The organism is Paenibacillus polymyxa (assembly GCF_001719045.1).
In the GTDB taxonomy this organism is placed as follows: Bacteria; Bacillota; Bacilli; order Paenibacillales; family Paenibacillaceae; genus Paenibacillus; species Paenibacillus polymyxa_B.
The window spans coordinates 5,437,206-5,454,541 of the sequence record NZ_CP015423.1; the positions used below are offsets into that span (position 1 = coordinate 5,437,206).

The 17,336-nt window shown below is 39.2% G+C and carries 16 protein-coding genes and 2 pseudogenes; 12 read left to right on the forward strand and 6 right to left on the reverse strand.

Annotation, left to right across the window (positions count from 1 at the left end; translation table 11 throughout):
* Positions 1-48 precede the first annotated feature (48 nt).
* The 4 genes from AOU00_RS24380 to AOU00_RS24395 are packed head-to-tail and all read right to left on the reverse strand — an operon-like array spanning position 49 to position 4,042.
* Positions 49-1,143, reverse strand: a complete 1,095-nt coding sequence (locus tag AOU00_RS24380; protein ID WP_061830175.1) for a GerAB/ArcD/ProY family transporter — start codon at positions 1,141-1,143, stop codon at positions 49-51.
* A gap of 12 nt (positions 1,144-1,155) precedes the next feature.
* Positions 1,156-1,383 carry a hypothetical protein gene (locus AOU00_RS24385; RefSeq protein WP_061830176.1) on the reverse strand — a complete coding sequence of 76 codons (228 nt, stop codon included), beginning with the start codon at positions 1,381-1,383 and terminating at the stop codon, positions 1,156-1,158.
* Positions 1,384-1,388: 5 nt separating this feature from the next.
* Positions 1,389-2,597, reverse strand: coding sequence for a Ger(x)C family spore germination protein (locus AOU00_RS24390; protein ID WP_069291875.1), 1,209 nt, complete (start codon positions 2,595-2,597; stop codon positions 1,389-1,391).
* 14 nt (positions 2,598-2,611) lie between these two features.
* A complete protein-coding gene (locus AOU00_RS24395) occupies positions 2,612-4,042 on the reverse strand; it encodes a spore germination protein (protein WP_061830178.1) in 1,431 nt (476 codons plus the stop codon).
* Between the two features lie 366 nt (positions 4,043-4,408).
* On the opposite strand from AOU00_RS24395, the pseudogene AOU00_RS27260 reads away from it, so the two are divergent.
* Both AOU00_RS27260 and AOU00_RS24400 read left to right on the forward strand, forming a co-directional pair.
* Positions 4,409-4,506 (forward strand): annotated as a pseudogene (locus AOU00_RS27260) (3-methyl-2-oxobutanoate hydroxymethyltransferase); the annotation flags it as partial.
* A gap of 106 nt (positions 4,507-4,612) precedes the next feature.
* Complete coding sequence (locus AOU00_RS24400) at positions 4,613-5,455, forward strand: alpha/beta fold macrolide esterase (protein WP_061830179.1); 843 nt, start codon at positions 4,613-4,615, stop codon at positions 5,453-5,455.
* A gap of 140 nt (positions 5,456-5,595) precedes the next feature.
* Here the strand turns inward: AOU00_RS24400 and AOU00_RS24405 are convergent, their stop codons facing one another.
* The gene (locus AOU00_RS24405) at positions 5,596-6,198 is read right to left on the reverse strand and encodes a TetR/AcrR family transcriptional regulator (RefSeq protein WP_069291876.1); all 603 of its coding nucleotides are present in this window, start codon (positions 6,196-6,198) and stop codon (positions 5,596-5,598) included.
* Between the two features lie 188 nt (positions 6,199-6,386).
* On the opposite strand from AOU00_RS24405, the gene AOU00_RS24410 reads away from it, so the two are divergent.
* From AOU00_RS24410 to AOU00_RS27400, 7 genes and pseudogenes are all read left to right on the forward strand, one after another.
* Complete coding sequence (locus tag AOU00_RS24410) at positions 6,387-7,592, forward strand: MFS transporter (protein ID WP_081330752.1); 1,206 nt, start codon at positions 6,387-6,389, stop codon at positions 7,590-7,592.
* A gap of 378 nt (positions 7,593-7,970) precedes the next feature.
* Positions 7,971-8,243 (forward strand): DUF6809 family protein, encoded by a 273-nt coding sequence (locus AOU00_RS24415; protein ID WP_069291877.1) that lies wholly within the window; start codon positions 7,971-7,973, stop codon positions 8,241-8,243.
* Between the two features lie 210 nt (positions 8,244-8,453).
* On the forward strand, positions 8,454-9,671 hold the full coding sequence (locus tag AOU00_RS27265) for a WXG100 family type VII secretion target (RefSeq protein WP_061830183.1): 1,218 nt from the start codon (positions 8,454-8,456) through the stop codon (positions 9,669-9,671).
* A 21-nt stretch (positions 9,672-9,692) separates the two neighbouring features.
* Complete coding sequence (locus tag AOU00_RS24425; RefSeq protein ID WP_061830184.1) at positions 9,693-10,025, forward strand: hypothetical protein; 333 nt, start codon at positions 9,693-9,695, stop codon at positions 10,023-10,025.
* Positions 10,026-10,536: 511 nt separating this feature from the next.
* Positions 10,537-11,100, forward strand: coding sequence for a MarR family winged helix-turn-helix transcriptional regulator (locus tag AOU00_RS24430; RefSeq protein ID WP_061830185.1), 564 nt, complete (start codon positions 10,537-10,539; stop codon positions 11,098-11,100).
* 60 nt (positions 11,101-11,160) lie between these two features.
* Positions 11,161-12,246, forward strand: coding sequence for an acyl-CoA thioesterase/bile acid-CoA:amino acid N-acyltransferase family protein (locus AOU00_RS24435; RefSeq protein WP_250637525.1), 1,086 nt, complete (start codon positions 11,161-11,163; stop codon positions 12,244-12,246).
* 46 nt (positions 12,247-12,292) lie between these two features.
* Positions 12,293-12,436: pseudogene (locus AOU00_RS27400) on the forward strand (acyl-CoA thioesterase); the annotation flags it as partial.
* A 306-nt stretch (positions 12,437-12,742) separates the two neighbouring features.
* Here AOU00_RS27400 and AOU00_RS24440 read toward each other — a convergent pair.
* Complete coding sequence (locus tag AOU00_RS24440; RefSeq protein ID WP_081112457.1) at positions 12,743-13,489, reverse strand: class I SAM-dependent DNA methyltransferase; 747 nt, start codon at positions 13,487-13,489, stop codon at positions 12,743-12,745.
* A gap of 332 nt (positions 13,490-13,821) precedes the next feature.
* Here AOU00_RS24440 and AOU00_RS27270 point away from each other — a divergent pair, with 332 nt between their 5' ends.
* From AOU00_RS27270 to AOU00_RS24455, 3 genes are all read left to right on the forward strand, one after another.
* Entirely contained in the window at positions 13,822-13,986 is a 165-nt protein-coding gene (locus tag AOU00_RS27270) for a hypothetical protein (RefSeq protein WP_172828315.1), read from the forward strand.
* A gap of 152 nt (positions 13,987-14,138) precedes the next feature.
* Positions 14,139-14,471, forward strand: a complete 333-nt coding sequence (locus AOU00_RS24450) for a hypothetical protein (protein WP_069291878.1) — start codon at positions 14,139-14,141, stop codon at positions 14,469-14,471.
* Between the two features lie 965 nt (positions 14,472-15,436).
* Complete coding sequence (locus AOU00_RS24455) at positions 15,437-17,332, forward strand: carbohydrate-binding protein (protein ID WP_069291879.1); 1,896 nt, start codon at positions 15,437-15,439, stop codon at positions 17,330-17,332.
* Positions 17,333-17,336: the final 4 nt, after the last annotated feature.

Sequence of the window (17,336 nt, forward strand, 5' to 3'; positions counted from 1 at the left end):
CAACAAAAGTTTATTTGAGAACAGTATGTTCATATAGCCAACGCAACTTTAGTGATACTTTTTCCGTAAATTCAACGATACCTTACCCACCAGCCATAGCACAATAGGAAACACGATACCGAAAATCATGGCGTAAAAAGGCCATACTGAAAAAAACTTGATTAAAAATTGCATATTTGGCCAAATAGAATGAACCATTGCCAATGCGATTAGGATCAGAGGAACTAAGAGAGAGTTAGCGCTTCGAAGACGAAAAGCATCTGCAATCCCTTGCGCTGAAACATATAAAAGCAGTGCGAGTCGGAAAAAAATGGTGACAAACCAGAACACTGCAACGAAAATTTCAAACCGTTGAAGAAACTCTCCGTTACTGATTGTTCGGTTAATAAAAAAAGTAGGAAATGTCAAATTAGATACAACACCTTCACTCATCACGGCGATTATTTGTAGAACCATGAAAAAATACATGCCGCCGCTAATCAAAGCACAAGTTATCACTGTCTTTCTCCACTTTTTTGGATCGGGGATGTACTGTGCAAAAAAAAGATACAGAATTGCCTCAAGGTAGGGAAAGGCAAACAAATTGAACGAAGCGAGAACGATAGGGTTCAAACCATACTCAAAAATAGGGAGCACATTATCTATGGTGGTATCAGAAAGAAGGGTAAACCTGACCAAAAGATACAGAACCAGAAGGAAAAAAAATAGGATTTCCGCACAACGGCCAATTACAGCAGGGCCTGATCGAACGGCAAAATAAATGACTATAAGCATGATAAAATATATCGCGTCGGAGGGAGTTTCCGGCATAATAGCTATCGTAATAAAGTCGCCCAGATTTCGAAGTGTCATAATGAACACAAGAAAGGGAAAGAAAAAAATGAAAACGATGCTGATCGTCCCGCCCAAGGGACCGAAGAGGCAACGGAGATGCTCTACGAAAGATTTCCCCTGCATTTGCCTAGAGATGGAGGCATATAAAGGTATCAATAACAGATGAAAACCTAAGGAGACTGGGATGGAGAGCCAGGCATCTTGTTTAGCGACAGCGGTAATTACCGCTGGGAGCACCAGATATGCGCTTCCTATTTGATACAATGCAAACCACAAAATAGCTTGTCGAACCGTCAGATTGGAATTCATTCCAATACCCCCTTAAGATAACATTTCTGTAAGTAACCGACTTATTGGTTGAAATAGGATTTGAATGCCCGTCAGTGGAGTCGGCAGTTTAATGTTGGCGATCCGTAGGATAATCAATATAACGCCTATAATCAACAATATCGAGCTGAATACAATTTCACGCACATATTGTTTCTCCTTGAATTTTTTAAACTCATACAAAGATGTTAAAATGGAAGTTACGAGAATCACATAAAGCATTGCATTCACTCCTGATTGTGTATTCCCATATCGATTGGACTGGTAATGTCCCCGAACCGGACTAAACGATAATTGAGCTGAATATCCACTTTAAGCGTTTGAAATTTTTCTGGCCAATCCTCTTTCCATTTATGCCATTCACGTGGGAACTTGCGGTGAAAAGCTTCTCCAAACCCGAATATATCGGAACCAATTTGTTGTGCGTACGAAATGCCCTCCTTCAAAGATTGTTCCAGATGCTCTTTAGCTGATTCTTGAAGATCTCTAAATGTCTCTTCATTCTTAAGGTTGGCATTGCACGAGACCGTTCCGATATTGGATTCTGTATCCACAATAAGAGAAATGTGCGGCTCATGATCTATTATTTTTGGACGCATCTTTACTTTGGAACGGATTACTTCAACAACAAATTTTCCTTTGGAATTCGGACAATCGATGGAAGCTACGGTGCTGGAAACACGATTGGATATATAGGTAAAGGCTTTACTTTGTGAATCATCCATCCAATTGATAAGTCGGTCGCCCTTGAAAACACCAATTCCAGTAAAAAAGTATTTAACATGTTGGGGCGACTTTGTCACATTATCAATAGTTAGACCTTTTTCTAGGTTTGTCAGTCGAATACCGGTGAGAACCGGTTCAATGCCATCATCTGTGAAACTCTGTAAAATATCTTTCACATTGACCGCGGAAGTTGGAGCCCATGCTTTTTCAGAAAGCCTTAATGCCTTATACATATCCATTGCAGGCAAGACCTCGGTTGGAGTTACAAAAGTAACGGCCTCCTTTGCCGTGTTTCCTCTGACAACGGCCAAATAGAAATCAGGCCGAACTTCATGATCACGGAACAGAAAGTCCAGCGGCTCCTTGATTCCTTTTTTTGCCGTTTTTTCATCAAAAATGACAAACTTTAAGTGAGACATATACATTTTTCGGGACGATTCCGTTGTTAATTTTCGAATAGCTTCAAATATGGTATCGGCGCGTTTGGAAAAAACGATCGTTGGCGTCCGTTCCATGGGGGAATTCTGAGACATTTTCGTTGGGTCAACCACTTGTAAACTGACTTCATATTGGTCATCAACTGCATCAATGCCCAGAGCCATCACGACGGAAATTGCGCTCAATTCCTTACTGTTCCAGCAACCCGTAAGAAACACCATTAGCCAGACGCACATAATCAGTAATAAAATGGTGGATCGATACGAGTTCATGATGGTCTACTCCTTTAGTTTTTGCGATGTTTTTTGTTAGTTCTATATGGAAAACGCAATATGGCGTCCCTCTGCTCAGACGATTTGTAATTGGCAAAGGGACTTAAATACGGTACACCGAATGAATGAAGCCCATTGAGATGCACAAAGAGCATGAGAATACCAACAGTCAATCCGTACACACCAAACATAGCGGCTATGCCTATGAAAGCGAAACGTAATATCCGGATTGGAATGGCAAAGGTGTACGAGGGAATGACAAAGCTCGAAATGGCAGTTATTGCAACAACAATGACCATAACAGCCGAAACGATGTTTGCTTCTACAGCAGCCTGGCCGATCACTATTGACCCGACAATAGAAACGGCTTGACCGACCGTCCGTGGCATACGAAGACCTGCCTCCCTCAGAATTTCAAAAACCACTTCCATGATCATCGCCTCAATAAATGCTGGAAACGGAACTCCTTCACGTTGCGCGGATAAGCTTAATAACAAAACTGTTGGAATCATATCCTGATGAAATGTCGTTAATGCGACATAAATGGCCGGAGCCAACATACAGATTGCCAGGCATATGTACCTTAATATTCGAATGATACTACTGTAAATAAAGGATTGATAATAATCTTCTGCGGATTGAAGAAAGTCTACAAACACCGCAGGTGCAAGGATGGCGAAGGGAGATCCATCCACAAATATCGCAATTTTCCCCTCCATAATTCCTGCTGCAATAGAGTCTGGGCGATCAGAATTATAAAAGATCGGAAATATCGTGAGTTGTTTATTTTCTTGGAGACATTCTTCCAAATATTCGCTTTCAAGCACACCTTCTACATGCATGTTCTTTAACTTGGATATCATGTCCTGCACCTTTTTTGGGTCAGCGACCCCATGCAAATACATGACCGATATATCGGTCTTGGTTTTTTCGCCAACTTTTATGGTAGTTAGACGTACTCTTGTATCCTTCACCCTTCGACGAACCATAGTCGTATTCGTACGTAAAGTTTCTGTAAACGACTCTTGCGGACCTCTGACCACAGGCTGTGTCTTCGAATCTGTAATGCTGCGTTCTTCCCATCCAGGCAAAGAAATGATCAATCCTTCATCCATATCGTCCAGGAGTAGGAGAAGACCACCTGAGAGGATCTGTTCCAAAGCATCTTCAAAGTTTTGAGCAAAGCTTGCTTCACCAATGTCCAAAATTGCGTTTTTCAATAACGGTAAAGTGATCTCGTCAGAGGAGACACGATCATGCAACGGACGGATCACATTGTCCTGTACCTTTTGCATGTCAGTCATTCCGTCCAAATAAAAAAGTGCGGCGTGTTTATGGCCAGCTGTGATTTCACGAACAATAAAATCCGAACTGTTTCCCATGAAGTCACAAATGAGATCGATATTCCGGCATAATTGTCTTGAAAATTTGGTATGTAACTTCATTTTCACCCTCCTCAGATACGTAGTATTAACAATAATCCAAAATAATACCACAATAATCCATAATTTCGTTTGTTGTCGGTAAGGTCAATGACATCTTAATGGTGGAGGATTCGGGCTAAGTAATTTTTAAAAGACAGCTGCGGACAACAAGAAACTCTTGGATAAGGGAAATTTTGATATAGCAAACAGCGTGAAAGAAACCAATTGTGGCTTAAAACATCCGTTTGACTACGGAAAACTCTAAATTCCATAGCTGGGCCTAGTCAGGACTAGTAGAAGTGTATATGGAACAACAGCAATTGAATATATGTCCCATTTAAATTGAGGAGGAGGGCATTGAATCCGTTTATATTAGAGTCCATTCAAGCTTATACTGCTGATGTGAAGAATAAACGTTTCCTGAAGAAAAACATACATTTACGATGAAGGAAGAGGAACTGAAAGTACTTTATGGAGGTAAGTGATGAAGATAATTCGCATTCATTTCTAAATTATTTTTCGATTACTGTAAACATAGACTAATATTCTGTGTTTTTTTGTTTTATATATCATTGAGGGGAGGAATTCTACATGAACGAACAACTCATAAAAAGCGATGGAATAGTAATTTGTACTGACAGTTTCGGAAAGCAAGTTAACCCGGCAATATTACTGATTATGGGGGCTCAATCCTCACTGGTCTGGTGGGAGGAAGAATTCTGCCAGCGTTTAGCAGAGACAGGTCGCTTTGTCGTTCGCTATGATAACCGAGATGTTGGACGTTCTACAACCTATGAACCTGGGCAACCGGACTATACTTTCGAAGACATGGCAGATGATGCTATTCGAGTATTGGATGCGTATAAGATTGAGCAAGCGCATATTGTGGGCATGTCCATGGGCGGCATGCTGACTCAAATGATAGCTCTGCGACATCCAGGCAGAGTTCTAACCGTTACCCTCGTATCAACGTCCAATTTTGCTCCCGATCTTCCACCGATGGAGGAAAAGGTTATGGACTATTTCTCGAATATGGGAGCAATAGATTGGACGAACGAACAATCGGTGGTCGATTTTGTGATAGGTAGATCAAGAATTCTAGTAGGTTCAAAACACGCTTTCGATGAGAAAAAAGTTTATAAATTAGCAAAAGAAGAATGGAAAAGAAGCAACAATATAGCCAGCATGAACAATCACGCAATGCTGTCAGGTGGAGAATCCTATCTGGCTAGGACAGGGGAAATAACCGTCCCTGCTCTGGTGATTCACGGTACTGAAGATCCGATTATCCCTTATGAACACGGAATAAATCTTGCTAACGAAATTCCAGGTGCAGTTTTACTGACATTGGAAGGTGCTGGGCATGAGCTTCACTATGACGATTGGGATTTAATAATCGATTCTATTTCAAATCACACTTCGATACCCAATTAAGTCAAACTAATGTGTAGGATAGGCTGAATAAAGCCGTTTTTGAGAGAAGCAAATCTTCCTGAATAAAAAGGCAATCTCCTTTTTTAGGAGGATTGCCTTTTCTATTGGTATGCCCTTATTTCATGAAAACTGAGCCAGTCTCAGGCACAAGTATCCCAAAGCTCCATCAATTTGGTTATGGCTGCATCAATGTTGTCTAGGGGCACACCATCTCTGGCTTCTGTAGATATACCTTCCAGGAAGGTAACGAATAGTGTGGTTAACATGCTAACATTTGTGGATTCTTGAAGTTCTCCGTTCTTGGTAGCTCGCTCAATACGAGCATGGAACTTGTTCCTAGTCACTGCTCTTTGCCTGGTCAATAGTTCTCGAATATGAGTGTTTTCCGGCGAACAAGTATTTGCAGAGAATATGACTAAACAACCCAAGGGATGGGTCTGCTCAGTCTGCATGATTGCTGAACTTCTTAAGGCTAATTCAATAGCTGTGCGCGATGAAAGTGAATAGTTTGTAAGGCTTGTCGATACTTGTCCGTATGTAGCCAAATACTGGTCCAGCGCTTCTTTGAATAATGCGTCTTTTGATTCAAAAGCTGCATAAAAGCTGGCTGAGGAGATGCCGCCCATCGCCTTTTTGAGCTGAGCCAAAGAGGTTGATTCAAATCCATGCTCCCAAAACAACATCATAGCTTGGGAGATCGCTTCGTCGCGACTGAATTTACGTGGTCTTCCGGTTCTAACCATGGAGTCGCCTCCTTTTATCTTGTACTTATATACTAATCGATCCAAAAGTAATTGACAAGACCGAGAGGCATCTTTAAAATATGGAATGATTGATCCACAATAAAATTAAAAGGAGGGCAAATCACTGGCATATGTGCTTGATTTTTCGCTTGAACTTGTTTTGAAATCGATTTTAAGGAGCTGCGCTAATGTCCAGCAATAATTCTTCTAATACTGCAAAAATCGCGTCTTCCGCTTCCTCTAGGTCCTTTCCCTGGCTTGGCCTGCTCGCTTTGGCTATGACAGGATTCATCTGTATTATGACGGAAACGATTCCGGCTGGTTTGCTTCCGCAAATAAGCAAGGGACTTTATATTTCAGAGGCAATGGCTGGTCAACTGGTCACTGTCTATGCCATCGGTTCTTTAGTGGCTGCCATCCCTGTAGCTATAGTTACCCGCCAATGGCGGAGGCGTCCGCTGTTACTTCTGGCTATCTGCGGTTTCCTGGTTTTTAACAGTGTCACCGCAATTTCCTCCAGCTACATACTGACGCTGGCTGCCCGTCTGCTGGCAGGAGTTTCGGCTGGAGTTCTATGGGGTATGATCGGCGGTTACGCTCTCCGCATGGTCTCTGCTACATTGAAGGGGAGGGGGATGGCGGTTGCCATGGTTGGAACGCCCATCGCCTTGGCTATTGGTGTCCCGGCGGGAACGTTTCTGGGGAACCTTATGGGTTGGCGTTCTGTTTTTGGAATCATGTCGCTACTGACTGTTATACTGATCGCGTGGGTGCTTTGGAAGGTGCCGGACTATCCGGGACAGTCCTCCGATAAGCAAGCTTCGATCTATGCAGTCTTCCTTACACCGGGGATTCGGCCCATACTATTGGTTGTACTGACCTGGATGACAGCACATAATATTCTTTACACTTATATTGCTCCATTTCTTGCGTCCAATGGGATGGGGGAGAGAGTGAGTCTGGCGCTGGCTTTCTTTGGCATTGCTGCTCTTGTAGGTATATGGATAACTGGCGTATTCATCGACCGTTGGCTGCGTAAGCTTGTCCTTATTAGTCTTATTTCCTTCGTCTTAATTTCTATTGCCATGAGCTTTAGCAACTCCAATGTCCTTATCATCTATATCATTGTTACGGTATGGGGTTTAACTTTCGGCGGCGCAGCAACGCTATTGCAAACGGCGCTTGCTCAGGCTGCAGGGGAGAGCAAAGTGGATATGGTGATGCCGATTAACACGACCGTATGGAATCTGGCTATCGCTGGCGGCGGGATGGCTGGGGGTATTTTACTTGAAACTTTTGGTGCGGGATCATTTTCATGGGCATTATTCACGCTCTTATTCCTTGCGCTTCTCGTGGCTTGGGTTGGCAAAAAGCATTCTTTCCCTCCACAGTAATATGGTAATTAGTGAAGATTTTTTTAAAAATTTTCTTGTTATGACTTCTAACTTTAATGAGTAGAAGATATGAAGTCCTGCTTATTTTCCAAGAAGGGCTGACTTCGTCCAGGACTTACTCAGGCAACCGGACCGAATCCGGCCACCCATACAGTATTATCCTCGATGTGGACGTGATTCTTTTTCACTGCGTTCATAATCGGTGTAAATCCTCTGGTCACATTTCAGATACTCGGCATTAGTCCTCAATTACCTTAGTGAAATATTCGCTAAAAATCAGTATTGATTTTTTACTGAGATATCCTTGTTTTTGAGGAACAAAATGCACTCTGTATTCGAACTCAAAACCTTATCTATATCATGAAGGAGAAGATGAATATGAGTATCTTAGAGGATTTATATTACGGAAAATGGTACCCAAGCGAACGAACCAAACCTAAAAACCCTGAGCTTGAACTAGTCCATCAGAAAATATCCGCTTCTATGAAAGCACTAAAAGCAAGACTGTCGGAACAAGATTACGAATTAATTGAAGAACTATCAGATTTAAATGATGTTTTGTTTTCTATATTATCCGCCTCAGATTATATTTCTGGATACAAAGCTGGTGCTTTGACGATGGTTGAAATATTTGATAGAAAAATCATCTAAACTAAGATAGATCCTAGTACTTTAAAGTTAAAAAAATGTATAGTTAAAAGGCTTTACATTGTGATTAAGGGGCACCAACGTTTAATAATATATAAGTCAGAGGTCGTAGGGATTAAGTCTTCTAATTCATATAACAATTAGTAATAAAGATGGTTTTCCATAAATATGAATAATGTTATTATGTCTTAATGAACTCAACCGAGGTAAATTATGACAACAATTAAAGTGACACCTGAACAACTTATAACTGTCTCTAAGAAATTTGAGCTTGCGCAGCAAACGGCGATGCAAATGAATAGTCAGTTATCGCAGCAAATTTCGTTTATGGAACGATTTTGGGAGGGGATAACAAAGGAGCAATTCTATTATAGATTCCAAACATCTCAGAAGAATATGGCTGACTTTGTTACACTAACAGATTCGATTGCTAGAGAACTACGGCAGCATGCAAATAAGTTTAGATTAACAGATATGATGGAGGATGGGAATCTAGACCCAGGTTGCTTGCCACCTCCACCGAATACTTGCACAGTTCCTGTTGCAGATACACGAAATGCGCTCCAGAAATCGGCGGATAGCTTAACGGAGCTTGGGCAGGATTTTGTAGCAGCTAATTCAGAACGATATGAGAAAAAATTTGATTCAGTCTGGAGCTTCCTAGATTATATGTCGTATGGCATTCCGAAGGGAATGTATCAAGGGTACATGGAACGGGCAGCTAAACAAAACGATTCATGGAATGACATGCTCAATTTCGGTACATTTGGAGTATCGGGCATGATTCAGGGAGCATTTAATCCCACAAATGCATGGTCAAAAGAACATATGGCAAATTTGATTGGTACAGCTGGTTTGATGATAGGTTCTACGACAACTAAAGCGCTGATTAAGCCCAAGAATATTTTGGAGGGATCTGTTAAGTATGAAGGTGCTAAAAGTACAAATATTTTAAAAGAAAGCGAACAGCACCCTGCTTTTGTAAGAGGGCTAAATACAGATATTGATGATATATTCAGAAAGAATCCTGATGATCCTTTAAAAGAAGTTATTGGATCTGGAAGAGAGTCACATCCACAAGAATGGAATAAAATTATTGATGAGTTACATTCAGAGGGAGTAGAAGTAATATATAAAGGTAACACAATGGCATATTCTCCTAGCAAGGGAGGGCCTGGCCAACTAATAATAGATGAAGATGCTTCTATAGGAGCGTTAATTCATGAGTATACTCATTACCTAGATGATTCAAAACAAGGATTTCCAGGAATGAGTTACCATTTTCAAACAATAAATCGTGTGAAGATGGAATTAAATGCATATATGAGAGAAATAAAAATTGCCGAAGATATGGGACGTAATGATATTGCAAATATGCTGTTTGAAAATTATATTCAAGAAAGAAGATTACTGACCAGTCACTTGAAATAAAAATAATTCAGGAGGAACAAAATGAATATAGTAAAAAAAATAGAAGAAGGAAAATGTTCAATACAGGAGTTAGAAAATTTGCTGGATGAAAAGAACCCCATAGTTTTATATCATGCATTGACCCATATCGGAAAAGAAGGCCTCCGTACAGAGGGAATTATAAAAAAGTTGAGTGAATTGTCTTCAAAAAGGGAACCTCAAGATAAGATGATAGGTCATTATAAAGTAGGAGACTTAGCAATAGCTACTATGATAAAACTTGGAGAAAAAGAAGATGAGATAACTGGGTTTAAGATATTAGATGAATTTGAAAAAAAGATGGTTTTCCGTTTATTTGAAGAAATCGAATGGTAATGCCTCCTGTTCGTTTGAATGAATGCACTTAATTCAAAACTTATTTCACCTCGAACCATGAGGAGAAATAAGTTTTTTTCATATCTAATGGAGGTGAACCAAATGAATAGAATACTTATTCAAGCTGTAGAGCGTTTGTATTCAATTCATTTTGAAAGTTTAGTCAAGTCCAAAATTCGCCGAAAACGTCGCTCTAGGAGAAACTACTTAACTGCTGAGTGTGTAGAGTAAAAGCCTAACCAAAAATGGGTAACGGATATTACGCAATATTGAGTGGGCGAACGCTGGTGGTATCTTTCTGCGATAAGGACTTGCCAAAGCTTTTGCAAGGCAAAAGACGTGACCGGGCTGATCGTTCATAACGACTAGGGATTCCAGATACAAAATAACAATTGTTTATTTAATGTAGTAAATTTCCAAATGATCATTGTCACCATGTTGACGATAATACAAAATGCTGTTATTGTAATTATAGTCAGTATGGTGACAATAAAAAGAAAAGGATATATTTATGGAATATTCTAAAGCGCTTAGAGAGTTATATATAATGCAACAAACTTACGCTACTTTTTTTTCAGTTACTAATAAGTTGCAAATACAAGGCGACAACTATTTTGAGAAATTAACATCACGACAGTACATGATCATGCTGGCAATAGCTCATTTGCCAGAGGATGAAACGACACTTGTTAATATTGCAAGAAAGTTAGAAACAAGCAAACAAAGTGCACAAAAGCTTGTAGTCAATTTAGAGAATAAAGGATACTTGATTACGACACCAAGCAAACGGGACAAACGTGCCATTAACGTGGAAATCACGGAATTAGGGAAAAGAGTCATGCTGGAATGTGGTGAGAAAGCAATATGCCTAATGGCAGATATTTTTAATGAATTCACAACTGAAGAATTAGAAGTGTTATGGAGTTTATTGAAAAGAATATATGGTACTCACAACGAAGAGTACGTTGGTTTTGAGGAAGACGTAAATTATAAATTTGAAGACCTGGAAGGGTTTCAAGGAGCACAAATTCGAGCTTTAGATAGTTTTATTTTGCGGAGAAAACATTTTAAATGATGGAATTGAAAATAGGCAATATTTCCATTCAAGTTCTATATTTTCTTTGGAGGCTACGAGATGAAATTACAAGTACAACCAAGAGTTGCACTTATTGATGAAAAAATCGATTTTTGTGTCACAGGGTTACCACCAGAGGGCAAAACGAAAATAACTGCAACCATGCATTTTCCATGGGCAGTAAGTGAAAAGTATCAATCATTTGCTTGGTTTACTGCGGATTCAAATGGCAGTGTTGATTTATCAAAACACAAACCTGATTCTGGAACTTATGATTATATAGATAGTATGGGGCTTATTACTTCTTTACAAAAGATTAATAGTGAGGGAGGGAATATCGCTCTTAATATTTCAATAGATGATAGTGTATTTATTGATATAGTATGTGAAAATGGACAAGATCGAGAATGTATAAGACTAGAGCGTATATTCAAGTTACCGGAAGTGAAAAGACAACAGATCACTGATGAATTTATGGGAGAGTTATTTTATTCTGAAAACTCAAATAATAAAACGATTGTAGTATTGGGTGGATCTGATGGTGAACGAAGTGGTCTTTCGCTTTTGTCAGGACCATTGGCATCTAGAGGTTTTAATGTTTTAACCGTTGGATATTTCAATGAAAAGGGATTGCCTAAAAAACTAGAGGAAATTCCCCTTGAATATTTTGAAAAGGTGTTCTCTTGGCTTAAAAAGAATCCATTAACACGTGCTAATGAAATATATGTACACGGTACATCTAAAGGCGGAGAATTGGCGTTACTTTTGGCATCGCGATATAATTTCATTTCTAAAGTTGTGGCTTCTGCACCCCATGCATATTGTTTTCAAGCGTTGGATGGTTTGATGAGTGGTAAAAATGTTTCATCATGGTCATATGAAGGGAGATCATTACCATTTATACCCGTTGATAATGATATTTTTTACGATCATCAGCGTCATTGCTTAGAAAAGAATATACCTTTTGGTTTTACTACTACATATAAAAAAAGTGTGGAAAGGGCAAGAAATAAAGAGGAGGCTCGAATAAAAATAGAGAATGCAAATGCAAATTTATTGCTAATTTCAGGCCATCAAGATAATATTTGGAATACTCACGAGGCATGTGTAGAAATAATGAGTATTTTGAAAAAAAAACAATTATAAATACAAATACAATCTTTTAGACTATAAGGATTTAGGTCACTCATTACCATTACCGTTTATTATACCTTTAAGCGAAACATTGAACTTAAAAATGGGTGGAGGCGTTTTTACTTGTGGTGGTACTTTAAAAGGAAATTCTTTTGGTCAATCAGATTCTTGGCAGAAAACAATAGAATTTTTTATGAATTAGGGCGTGTCTTCAAACTCAGGCAAGCCAAACCATAATGGTTGCCAAGGCAAAAAAAGACTTGAATGTACACGCTAATTTATCATAGTGAGTTGCCAGACGACGATAAATTCTTTACTTTATTAAAGAAGCATTCCACCAAATAACGTTTTTTTTGTAAACGTCCTGATCATATTTTAGGGTGACTCGGCGATTTTTCTTTCCGGGAATCACTGAATAGCCTGTTGTTCCTTCAAAAACATGCGAATGACATGGATATCTTACGCGCGTCGTCAAACACTTGGGATGAACATTCCGGGATTATTCGTTTTAGGCTCCATGTTTTCGACAAACAGTAATGATGGAAGGAGATAAAGGAGTAAACGGTGTTTTATCCCAGTCGGAATATTGATTTTCAATACAAAAGCCGCGGCTCGTTAATAAACGCTGAAGCGTGTCATTATCAGTAAAGCGACATGCAATTCGAGAAATTGTTTTCTCCGATCCCCAATCACGGAATGTGACCCAGTGCATGATCTGGTTACTTGAATCATACGACTGTGTCCCAGATATCTTGACTTTAATTCCATCTTTATCGATAAAATTTCCCCAGATGCTTTCCTCTTGGTTGGATAAATCGGTTCCCAAGGGGTTTCGTGTTTCAAAAACAAATATCCCATTTGATTCTAGGTGCCTGTAGACGGTTTCGAGTAAGGCTCGTTGATCCTCATCGCTCAAAAATGCCTGGAATGCATTTCCTGTCAAATAAATCATGGAAAAACGCTTTTCGGAATCGAATGTACGAGCATCAGCTTCAATAAAATCCACAGGCAAACCTTGAGCTTTAACCCGCGCATATTCAAGCATCGATGAAGAAATATCAACACCTGTTATATGTATCCCCGATTTTGATAAATGAATGGTTGTCAATCCTGTACCACATGCAAGTTCCAGAACCTCGCCTGGGTTCAATCTAGCCATATCAAGATAGAAATTGTATTTATTAGTCTCACCGCCAAATTCAAGATCATAATTAATCGGGTCTCGATACTCTTCAAGATTATCGTGATTTATCAATATGAATCATCCCTTCACTACACTACAGATTTCTTTAAATCATCCTTCATTATACCATCCATTCTCGGTTTTGCTATATATGGAAACTATATTGATGTTTTATAAAAAAGACTGACGCACCAGCACTTTTAAAACAAAAAAGGCTAATTTAGCGGATCTGATGAGGCAATATCTTTTTACTGGACGAGAGCGTGTCTTTAAACCTAATTTAACATCTCTTGAAAATTACACTACTAAGGGATGCCATAACCCGTTTAAAAAATGCTGATTTACGTATACGTGATGTTAAGGGAGAACTTTATATTGAAGAACGATAAAGGGGCAACGTTAAAATGGGAAAAATAATGGATGTTAGTTTAACTTTTGAGTCAAAAGATGAAGGTACAATTATAGTAGGAACAAACAAAGGATTAGATCATTTAACCTACCCAGAAATAAAAAAAATGATAGGTGATAAAATTCTTATTAATATGCAAATCAAAATGAAATGGTATTAAGCGTTAGCTCTGTTCAAATTTCAACTTCAATGGCTGAAAAGAAGAATATTGGAATATGCATTGGTAAGTTAGCATCTCCTGATCTTGTTCAAGTGGGGGCAAGTATTTACAGTTTGGAATATTAATTAATATCTGTTTAAAGGAGGAATAAAATGAATATAGTAAAAAAAATTGAAGATGGAAAATGTTCAATAGATGAGCTAGAAAATTTGCTAGAAGAAAAGAACCCCATAGTTTTATATCATGCAATGACACATATCGGAAAAGAAGGTATTCGTACAGAGGTAATATTTAAAAAATTAAATGGATTATCTTTAAAAAGGGAACATCAAGATAAGCTGTTAGGCCATTATAAGTTGGGAGACTTAGCAATAGCTACTATGATAAAACTTGGAGAAAATGAAGATGAAATATCTGGTTTTACAATTTTAGATGAATTTGAAAAAAAGATGCGTTTCCGTCTTTTTGAAGAAGTCGATTGGTAAGTCTCCTGTTCATCTGGATAAATGTACTCAGTTAAAAACTTATTTCACCTCGAACGCTGAGCAGAAATAAGTTTTTTTATATCTAAATGGGCGACTAAAAGAAAAGGATCGGGTATTAATGAGAGGGGATAAATGTTATTTATAGATTGAAGTTTGAATTGTAAGATAACTCATGATTGATGGCTATTCTGGATAGAACTAGTCGCATAAAATGGCATGAATATAAGCTTCGCAACAGCCTGGAATTATTAGCATACTCCACAAGTTGCAAAGCTGTCGCACTTGTTCCAAAGTGGCGTTTATGGTATTATATTCCTGGATATCATTTCCCCGACTGCGTAGCCTAAAATTCGCTTCCACGCTTACCAACAACATAATATTCCTTTGTAATTATGTAAAAGATTTCAAGTTCAACTCTAAAGTTAAAGTTTTCAAACGGTACGTGAAATGATAAAGAAGGGAGGGGAATTTGGGAATACGATCGGCAGTTCGTCAATATACAGGGTTGCCTATGAACCAGACACTATATTTGAGCACCTTGAACTTTGGGGATTGACATTTGAGCACAAACAGCTCGAATGCACCATCTTGCATGAAGACGACTGTTATGGCTTGCCATCGGTGAATTAAGGCGCTGATATCCAAAAGAATGCCTGGAACCGTGCAACGCAGTTTGCTGTATGTACCGTAACCAAGGTAACTATAAAAAGCCATTAACTGAAATTTATTGAGCGAAAATAAAAATGATGAACTGGCTAATTCGGCTTGATTCAAGTCTCCATCCAGAAAAATGAAAGCGGTTACAAGTTTAGAGGGGAGGCTATAACATCTGCTGAAAATGATACAAGTCCAAGTTTCGGAGCACCAACCTTCAAATAGGATACAAAATTACTAATTAAATCTATGCATAGGCAATTTGTAAACTTTTAATAGACATGATATATATAAATGGAGGTAATATGTTTATGATTAAAAAATTTTTGGTGTTTTTATTAGCTTTTACATTATTGCTGAGTTGTTTACCAATGGTACCTGTACATGCTGCTAACAATGCAATTGCAAAGCTTCCAGGGAATTCAAATCCTCTTATGGACCATAAATTGGGGGCGGATCCCTATGCGTTGGTCTATGATGGAAGGGTTTATATCTATATGTCAAGTGATGCATATGTATATAACAGTAATGGAACGGTGAAAGAGAATGATTTTAGTGAACTAAATAAAATATTCGTCATATCTTCTGCTGATATGGTGAACTGGACAGACCACGGTGCAATTCCGGTCGCAGGATACAATAACAAAAATAATGGAAAAGGTATTGCAAAATGGGCATCACTCTCATGGGCACCGGCCGTTGCACATAAAAAAATAAATGGTAAGGATAAATTCTTCCTTTATTTTGCAAATGGTGCCTCAGGTATTGGTGTGCTAACTGCAGACACTCCGATAGGACCATGGACAGACCCACTCGGAAAGGCTCTTGTTACACACAGTACAACTGGAATGTCTGGAGTTACATGGCTTTTTGACCCGGCAGTATTGGTGGATGATGATGGTACAGGATATCTGTATGTTGGTGGAGGTATACCCAATACTTCGGACCCAGCTTCAATTGCAAATCCTAAAACAGCCAGAGTTTTAAAACTGGGCGCTGATATGACCAGTATTATTGGAAGTGCAGTAACCATTGATGCTCCTTACATGTTTGAAGACTCAGGAATTCATAAGTATAACGGCAAATATTATTATTCTTATTGTATCAATTTCTCCGGTACACACCCGTCAAATTACCCAGCAGGTGAAATAGGCTACATGGTGAGCAGCAGTCCTATGGGACCCTTTACTTATACAGGACATTTCCTGAAAAATCCACAAGCATTTTTCGGAGTTGGTGGAAATAACCATCATTCGGTGTTTAACTTTAATAACCAATGGTATGTAGTGTACCATTCCCAAACTGTCAGCAAGGCTCAGTTGGGAGAAGGGAAAGGATATCGTTCTCCTAATATTAACAAGCTTATCCATAATACGAATGTAACGATACAAGAGGTTCAGGGAAATATGGCAGGCGTGCCTCAGATAGCCAATCTTAATCCATACAATAGGATTGAGGCTGAAACAATCGGGTGGAATGCAGGGATTACAACCGAGGCGAGTCAAGCATCAGGCGGACCGACAAATAATCTTAATGTGACAAACGTACACAATGGAGATTGGATCGCTGTAGGAAATGCCGACTTTGGTAGCGGTGGAGCCAAGACGTTTAAAGCAAACATAGCATCCAATGCAGGCGGTAAAATAGAAATACGTCTGGACAGTGCAACGGGTCCTCTGGTTGGAACTCTTAATGTCAGTTCTACTGGAGAAACACAGACCTGGAAGGAAGTCGAAACCACTGTAAGCAATGCAACAGGAGTCCACAAGGTTTTCTTAGTGTTTACCGGAACAGGGACTGGTAACTTATTTAATATTGATTACTGGCAGTTTACACCCAATACTACTGGAACAAGGGCTGAAGCTGAGGATATGACTCTCGGGGGTACTTACGCTGGGAAGATCAGTTCTCCTTTCAATGGGGTCGCTTTATACGCCAATGATGATTATAGTGCATACACTCAGTATTTTGCCAACTCTACTCATAGTATTTCAGTCAGGGGTGCTTCGAATAACTCCAGTACCGCCAGAGTAGACTTGCAAATAGGAGGAACCACAGTTGGTTCCTTTTACTTTACTGGAACTACGCCGACGGTCCAAACCTTGTCTAATATCACCCATGTAACCGGAAATCAAGAGGTCAGACTGATCGTAACCACCGATAACGGGACTTGGGATGCCTATGTGGATTATTTACAATTTAATTAACTAA